The organism is Domibacillus sp. F004, from assembly GCF_057814295.1.
In genome coordinates this window covers 1-404 of sequence record NZ_JBVATB010000028.1, presented here as the reverse complement: position 1 = coordinate 404, position 404 = coordinate 1, and the positions used below count along the sequence as shown (strand labels likewise).

The 404-nt window shown below is 72.3% G+C and carries 1 protein-coding gene; it reads left to right on the top strand.

All coding sequences use genetic code 11. The features are described 5' to 3' along the window. Positions 1-404: aminotransferase class I/II-fold pyridoxal phosphate-dependent enzyme (locus ACZYRN_RS19260; protein WP_488913187.1), on the top strand; the 404-nt coding region annotated here is incomplete at both ends.

Genomic DNA, 404 nt, shown 5'->3' with positions numbered 1-404 from the left:
GCCTCGACCTCCGACGCCGTGCTCGAGATCTGCCGCCGGCGCGGCGCGTTCCTCATCGAGGACGACTGGGCGCACGATCTCGCGATCGACGCAGACCCGCGTCCGATCGCGGCGCACGACGACGACGGGCACGTGATCTACGTGCGCTCCCTCACCAAGAGCGTCTCTCCCGCACTGCGCGTGGCAGCCGTGATCGCCCGCGGACCGGCACGCGAGCGCGTCCTCACCGACCGCGCCGCAGAGTCCATGGACGTCAGCGGGCTGCTGCAGGCGGCAGCGCTCGACGTAGTGACCCAGCCGTCGTGGCGCAGTCACCTGCGCACCCTGCGCCCGCAGCTGCGCAGCCGCCGCGACCTTCTGCTCGACGGCCTTCGCGAGCACGCGCCGACGGCTCACATCGACAC